4 protein-coding genes and 1 pseudogene are annotated in these 7,043 nt (G+C 38.4%); 3 read left to right on the forward strand and 2 right to left on the reverse strand.

The features are described from left to right. Window positions 1–70: 70 nt before the first annotated feature. A complete protein-coding gene (locus tag F8C82_RS07285) occupies window positions 71–256 on the reverse strand; it encodes a hypothetical protein (RefSeq protein WP_151692883.1) in 186 nt (61 codons plus the stop codon). Between the two features lie 558 nt (window positions 257–814). Between F8C82_RS07285 and F8C82_RS14990 the strand changes: the two genes are divergently transcribed. From F8C82_RS14990 to F8C82_RS14730, 3 genes are all read left to right on the forward strand, one after another. After that, a complete protein-coding gene (locus tag F8C82_RS14990) occupies window positions 815–1,162 on the forward strand; it encodes a LytTR family transcriptional regulator DNA-binding domain-containing protein (RefSeq protein WP_223279500.1) in 348 nt (115 codons plus the stop codon). Window positions 1,163–1,333: 171 nt separating this feature from the next. Continuing rightward, complete coding sequence (locus F8C82_RS07295; protein WP_151692885.1) at window positions 1,334–5,773, forward strand: Kelch repeat-containing protein; 4,440 nt, start codon at window positions 1,334–1,336, stop codon at window positions 5,771–5,773. Window positions 5,774–5,895: 122 nt separating this feature from the next. Further along, a complete protein-coding gene (locus F8C82_RS14730; RefSeq protein WP_170266185.1) occupies window positions 5,896–6,069 on the forward strand; it encodes a hypothetical protein in 174 nt (57 codons plus the stop codon). 647 nt (window positions 6,070–6,716) lie between these two features. On the opposite strand, the pseudogene F8C82_RS14735 reads toward F8C82_RS14730, so the two are convergent. Beyond that, window positions 6,717–7,043: pseudogene (locus F8C82_RS14735) on the reverse strand (antirestriction protein); the annotation flags it as partial.

Below are 7,043 nucleotides of genomic sequence, written 5' to 3' on the forward strand. Positions count from 1 at the left end.
GGATGACTTCACAGAGACGCCGAAAGGAGGCGAGAATTCAGGTATGATATGGCTAGAGACCGCAGACCTTCTACCTACTCCTACTATACCAGTAAGCATTACCCATAAAAACTAGCGCACTTCCAAAGAATGGAAAAAGTACAACCACCACTTCCCAAGTAGATTCATCCTCAAGATCAAATGCCTTGAAAATTCCTACCGTCAAGGCGAACAAAGCCAGTGCGATATTCAGAGAGATTTTATATTTCTTGGTCATCTGATGAAGTACAGAAATATATCTAAACAAAAAAAGCCAAAGCAATTACGCCTTGGCTTTTTCTTGTGATCCGGATAGGATTCGAACCTATGACCGTCTGCTTAGAAGGTAGATTACACTGAGTACTTAAAAATTTATATATCAGCAATTTAACCACTTTAAAATAACTTATCTAACAACAATTGTAACAACATATGACAATAGCACACCGATTCCAGCCTGAGGAATATCTAGTTCTTTCAAATTGGGTTTATCGCCTATTTATAAGGCTTACGGGAAGCTTAGTTCTCTCCTTATGTATTGGAACTGTCGATTACCTATCTCATATAAGTTAGGACACTAAGTAAGACTTCAGTAGTGAATAGCTTTCCTCCCTGGCATTTACCTGAATTTTTAAACTGTATGAATATGGTATCCTTCATGCTGAAATCAGTTCAATCATCGAAAACACTTCGATTCAGTCTAAACTAGACGTTAGCTTGCCGAAACAAGAGTACACCTCTTTCTAGGTGAAGGGGGGTAATAAATTCCATTATGGCTTATTCAAATTGTTCTGACATGGAAGGATGTCAGACGTTCGTTTTTTTGAGAATTGGGGCTTCTCACTTTCGAAGTGTAAAATTTTCTGATATCGTTCTGATTGAGAGTGATCAACCAAGGAAACTGAAGATTTATTTTAAGAACGAATCTGATATTAAATCAGAAGTTATTCGTAAAACATTATCCAAAATCTCAGACGAGTTGCCTAATTGTTTTTGGCGGATCAATCGTAAAACGATTGTGAATTCGAAACATGTCAATACGGTTTCTGATAAGTTCGATTACGTTCAGGTTGGTTCATTATTGTTAGACGTAGGACCTTCATTCAGGTCGAAACTACGAGCTATTCTGAACGTTCTGGAATAACACTCCCGTTCCAAGTTTAAACAGTTTTAACGAAAGGGTTTTTTCATGTTGATGTCATAATTATGACCAACTGTCGAAATAATAGACGCTCAATCCCTTGGTTGAAATAGATTCGATGCCTTAAAAACACTTTAACTAATTCGGTGAAATCGCCGTCAAACCAAATTTATTATGCCTTTGAAGTTAAAAATTCTTACGCTAGGTTTTCTAGTGAGTTTACTTGGCTTTGGTCAGGTTGAACCTGTCTGGATAGACGGTCTTGTAAATCAAACGAAAACAGTTCCTGGCATTAAAGGCCTAGACTACCGAACAATAACCCCAGGAGCTCGTCAAGGCGTTGCTTTTGCTAAGAGCTCGAACGGAGATGTTTATTTTTTTGGAGGCTTGGGGTATGATGCTAATGCAAATTATGGGCATCTAAACGATTTATGGAAGTTTGATTCACAATTAAGCGAATGGGTTTGGATTTCAGGACAGACCACTATCAATAGTCATAATCCATCAGTAACTGCTGGAACTCCATCATCTAATAATTTTCCGGGTGGTCGTGAGGGTGCGGCAATGTGGATAGATGAGAGTGGTGGTGATATTAGTATATATATATTCGGTGGTGCTGCATATGACTCAAATATTCTTTTCGGTGAGTGCAGCGATCTCTGGAAATATAGTGTGAATAATGGAACTTGGACTTATGTCAAAGGGGGGTTGACTCGAATATGGGGTGGTTCTTACGGAACAAAAGGCACTTCCGCTTCAGGGAATTATCCTGGTGCTCGACAGAACGCTTCTTATTGGCAATCACCAATCACAGGAAAGTTCTATATGTTTGGTGGAAGAGGTTATAATGGAGGTGGTTATTGTCAGTTAAATGACGTTTGGGAATTCGACCCCTCTACTGAACTTTGGACCTGGGTTTCTGGGAGTAGCGGTCAATGTGCGCAAACTACAATTAACCAAAGTAGTGTTTATCATCCTTCAAATATTCCTGGCGCTAGAGAACGGACTGCTACTTGGGTTGTAGACAGTGTGGTTTATATTTATGGTGGATTAGGATATGGCAATACTTCTACTTACGGACACCTGTCAGATATGTGGAAGTATAGTATGGTTTCTAATAAGTTTAAGCCAATTGAAGGAAACACTGCTACATATGCAGTAAATATTAAATCATCGTATGGCACAAAGGGTGTTGAAAATGGCTCAAATCTTCCTGGAGGTAGAGAAACACCTTTGTTCTGGGTTGAAGATAATACAAAACTTATGCTCATCGGAGGTGCTGGGTATGATCAATCCAGTTTTGGAAATTTAGCTGATGTATGGTCCTATGACATTAGTACAGACGATTGGACATGGGTCGGAGGTCAGTCAGGACTTAACAGGACACCCGTTTTTGGAACGAAAGGAGTACAAAATAGCACTAATCTAATTGGAAGTGTTTATCGCGGTGTCGCATGGAAGGATGGCAACAGTTCCGATGTGTTTGTTTTTGGCGGTGCAGCAAAAGATAAATCGGGGCTTTTTGGCGAAATAAACGCGTTATGGAAGTACGATGTGTCGTCAAATTCTTGGATTTGGTTTAAAGGTGATGACGATCGTATTGCTGGAGGCATATATGGTACGCAGAATATTGCGGGATCTACTTGGAACCCCGGTCCAAGATCGGCTTCAGCGATCTGGATGCATGATAATGGTGATTTGTATTTATTTGGAGGCGTAGGTATAACTAGCAATGGTGTGCGAGGTTACCTCAATGATTTATGGAAATATAACGTTGAAGAAAGGTACTGGACCTACCTTGGAGGAACATCTGATAATAAAGATACTAGAGCAACTTATGGAACCCAAAGGGTCGGTGATGTGAATAATATACCTTCCTCTAGGATATATACAACTACTTGGCAAACATCAACTCATCTGTATTTGTTTGGTGGTTACGGAATGGATCAATCCAACACAAGCGGCTATACAAGATTGGCTGACACCTGGAAGTACAATTTGTTAGATGGCAAATGGACTTATATAGTAGGTGATAAAGGTGCAATCTCATCAGGTTCTTATGGCACAATAAATGTCGAAAGTGCTACGAACTATCCATCTGCTCGTAATTCTGGCACAATTGCAAACGACGTTAATGCAGGGTATGTATATATGTATGGTGGTGCTGGTATAGCTACTGATATTGGCGGTGCGCAGATTGCCGATTTGTGGCGTTTTAACACAACTAATGATCAATGGACTTGGCTTAAAGGCACGGGTAGTGGTCTCGAATCAAGCTATAACGATGGAATTAATTCTAACACGGCCACTAACAATCCTGGGTCAAGGGGTGGTGCTACGATGGTTTACTCGAATGGAGCAATCTATATGTTCGGGGGATATGTTAATAGTTCTAGCGGTGGTGGAGAATTTTCAAATGAATTATGGAAATGGAGTGGAGTTAATTGGACTTTTCTAGGTGGAGCTTACGGACCATTTAGCTGGAGTCATAACAATCTAGGAGTGCCGGATACGTTGTTCCCAGGGCCTAGAACCAGTACTTCCTCTGTGCTAGTCGGAGATAAAATGTACATTTTTGGAGGTACAGGCTATGAAACTAACGGAATTAATTCTGGGTCATTAAATGACATTTGGATGTATGATATATCGGATTCTACATGGACATTTGTTGGAGGCGACGATGTGCTAAATGCTTCTGAGAATGCTGGCACAATGAATGAATTTAATTTAAGTAATTCTCTTGGTGCTTTTACTGAGAGAAGGTTTGTATCGAATACTACATATGACCAAACTAAAGTATATTCGTTTGGCGGTTCACAAAACTTTGGACTCACTCTGTCTAATAAATTATGGGAAATCACTTTAAAAGAAGGTGAGTATTGTATATGGGATGGTCAGAATTGGTCACCTAACAATCCGTCTTCTAGTGATGTTGCTGTTATTAAATCGAACACCGCTGTTCCTGGATCATTTAGTTGTAGCACCTTGATTATTGATAATGGGTTTTCTCTTTCGTTAAATATTAATGACACGGTGACGGTTAATAAATCCGTTGTTAATAATGGATTAGGGATTCTTGGACAAGGTACTTTAAAGTTTAGTGGTTCAGAAGTTACTTATATATCTGGATTGATGTTGGATGTATATTGTAATGTAAAAGTAGAGAGTGGTACTGAATTAAAAACTAATGCTTTATTAAAACTTGCTGTTAATTCTCCATCTGTAAGATCGACGCTATTTGGTGCGGGTACTGTTAATGGTGATGTCACTATGCAGGCATGGCTTGATTTAGATGGAGGTAGTTCGGATGGACGATACTATTATTTAGGTGCCCCAATGACTGATGTTTCATTGACTGATTTTGCTGAATCGGGCACAAATTTAAATACAAGCAATAGCCCGCAAGGATCTGTATGGGAGTGGGATGCTAGCAATGCATCTTGGATTCCAGCTTGCAATGGCAATGTAAATACTGTTCTGAACCCTGGAACTGGTGTAGCGATGTATGTTGGGTCCAATCAGTATGGTGACTTTGTAAGAGCTGATGCGGGAACAATAGAAGTTACCGGAACGATTGATAACGCAGATAAGAGTTGTTCTCTGGAATATAATGATGGACAAAGTTCTGGTCTACAATTCGTTGGTGGAACAGCTGTGTCTAATACTGAAGGATGGAATTTAATATCAAATCCTTTTACTGCTTATTATGATTGGAATGGTCAGGTGGGTCAGACTGGTTTACATAACGCCATACATGTTTATAATGGAACTGGATATAGTTCATATGTTTCAAATGTTTCTGTAAATGGCGGAAGCCGATACATTTCACCATTTCAAGCGTTTTGGGTGCAGTTGGACTCAGACCCGGGTAGTAGTACTATGAGTTTGAACTTTCAGAGATCGAATTTAAGAATTAATACTGCTCAAGAGTTGTATAAGAATGTGGCAGATGGCGTATATATCAGTTTGCATGAAGTTCTAGACTCTTTGAACCAAGATGAATTGTTTGTTGGATTCGATGCCGGTGCGACGGAATACTATGATTCAAAATTCGATGCTAGAAAATTACTTAATAATCCATCGGTTCCGACTTTCTATTCAGAAGCGTACGGAGAGTTTTATAGTATTAACAGAATTTCGACTTCTGATTCTGCCATTTTTAATGTCGGTCTTATTCACAGGAATCATGGGGCCACTTGCACTATAGAAATAGACGATTCAGACTTGTATTCATATCGCAGTGTTTATCTTGAAGATAAACGAGATGGATTAATCCATAATTTAACGAACTCTCCATATGTTTTCACTAATGACACCTCTTTTGTAGGTGAGCGTTTTCTAATATTCTTTTCCAATTCTCTTACATTAGATGAGAATACTCAGAATGACCATGGTATCTACAGTTGGTCAAATGATGGTGTCTTGACTGTGCAATCAAATCTTGAAAAGAACTTCAGTGTAAATGTTTATGATTTAAGTGGTAGGTTCATCACGAATTCTAGTCAAGGTACAAGACATTCATTTAAATTACCTAATGGAGTTTACATGGTTCGTGTTTTCTTTGATGAAGGTTCTGAGTCAAATCAAATTGTTTTAAAAGCAATCAATAATTAATAATCAAGAATAATAGCTGGGAGTCTTCAGGCAATGTTTTTACAATACTTTAATTGATTCTGTTCATAGAATTATTAATTAGAGTGAAGTCTCCTAGCTATTTTTTAAAAAAAATCATAATCATGCGAAGAAATGGATATTTATGGATTGCTACACTAATAGTGGTCTTTCTTCCGATGTCAGTAATGGCACAACCTGGTGATCCGGAAACTCCTGCTCCCTTTGGATTTATAGAAGTTCTAGCTGTAGCTGGTATGGCTTTAGGTGGACGTCGAGTGTATAAGAATAGGAAATGAATCGAAAGTCAATATGTTTTTTAGGTTCATAAATCAAAACAAAGAGAATATTATTTTTTTAGAGAACATGACCGAAGCATTCGATTCTATTGAAATAGTCAATTTGTATGGAAAAAAGTTGACTTTGGATGTTAGAATGATAAATGATTCGAAACTACTTGATTTAAGTTTCTTAAGGGATGGAATGTATCAGATTCGGGGTGTCTCACGGGTAGGATTATGCTTGTCATTAATCACTATTAAAAATTAATTACCCATAAGAAAGTAGCACAGAGTAAGTATAGTTTGGTCAAGGTTAGTGGTGAGTAGGATGTAGTTTTAGTAGGTTCTCGCCATTTAAACTACTTGACTCTGTGTTCATTCAATGAAGGTCCAGTTGATTTGATGAAGTCGCAATCATTTGCAATGTACTTTTTCATTTCTTCTGGTTCCTTCATTGTTCATTTGAAGGTAATTTTCCCTAAAACAAGACAGTTAGAAGTACATTTTTGAAGCGTTCATATTGAAGACTTTAAAGTTCACCGAGTACCATATTCTTACTCTAACAAGCAAAGAACTTGAATTTGGAGTCACAAGTATTATTTACTCGTCTTTTGAGACCATAGAAATTGTATCGAACTGATTAAAACCATACTATGCACATAACATTATTTGTGATCATCTCGTGCACTTTGCGTAGCTGTATCTAAATCTACAATCGATTTACTTGATACAATCCAGGCGTCATCTAACCTATTTCCCCTGTTCTTTTCAAATCGCGCATAATTCAAATCAAAGGTTTCATCGACTTTATGAACTTTGATGGATACAGGAGCATCATAATCAGCCGTCACTCCCCCGCGCGTGCCACCTTCTCCGTTTTGTTGGAAAATGACAATGAACACCGTGTTTGGGTATTCGTTTCTCAGCTCATCAAATCGCTGGTTAGGGATGCCAAGCTTTTGCCATGAGTCGATGGCCACCACATCAAATAA

The sequence above is a fragment of the Phaeocystidibacter marisrubri genome, from assembly GCF_008933165.1.
GTDB lineage: Bacteria > Bacteroidota > Bacteroidia > Flavobacteriales > Schleiferiaceae > Phaeocystidibacter > Phaeocystidibacter marisrubri.

Bases quoted from the DNA above. Each gene is read 5' to 3' on its own strand.
- F8C82_RS14990 (WP_223279500.1), top strand. From the start codon at position 815: ATGGAAGGATGTCAGACGTTCGTTTTTTTGAGAATTGGGGCTTCTCAC.
- F8C82_RS07295 (WP_151692885.1), top strand. From the start codon at position 1,334: ATGCCTTTGAAGTTAAAAATTCTTACGCTAGGTTTTCTAGTGAGTTTA.
- F8C82_RS07285 (WP_151692883.1), bottom strand. From the start codon at position 256: ATGACCAAGAAATATAAAATCTCTCTGAATATCGCACTGGCTTTGTTC.
- F8C82_RS14730 (WP_170266185.1), top strand. From the start codon at position 5,896: ATGCGAAGAAATGGATATTTATGGATTGCTACACTAATAGTGGTCTTT.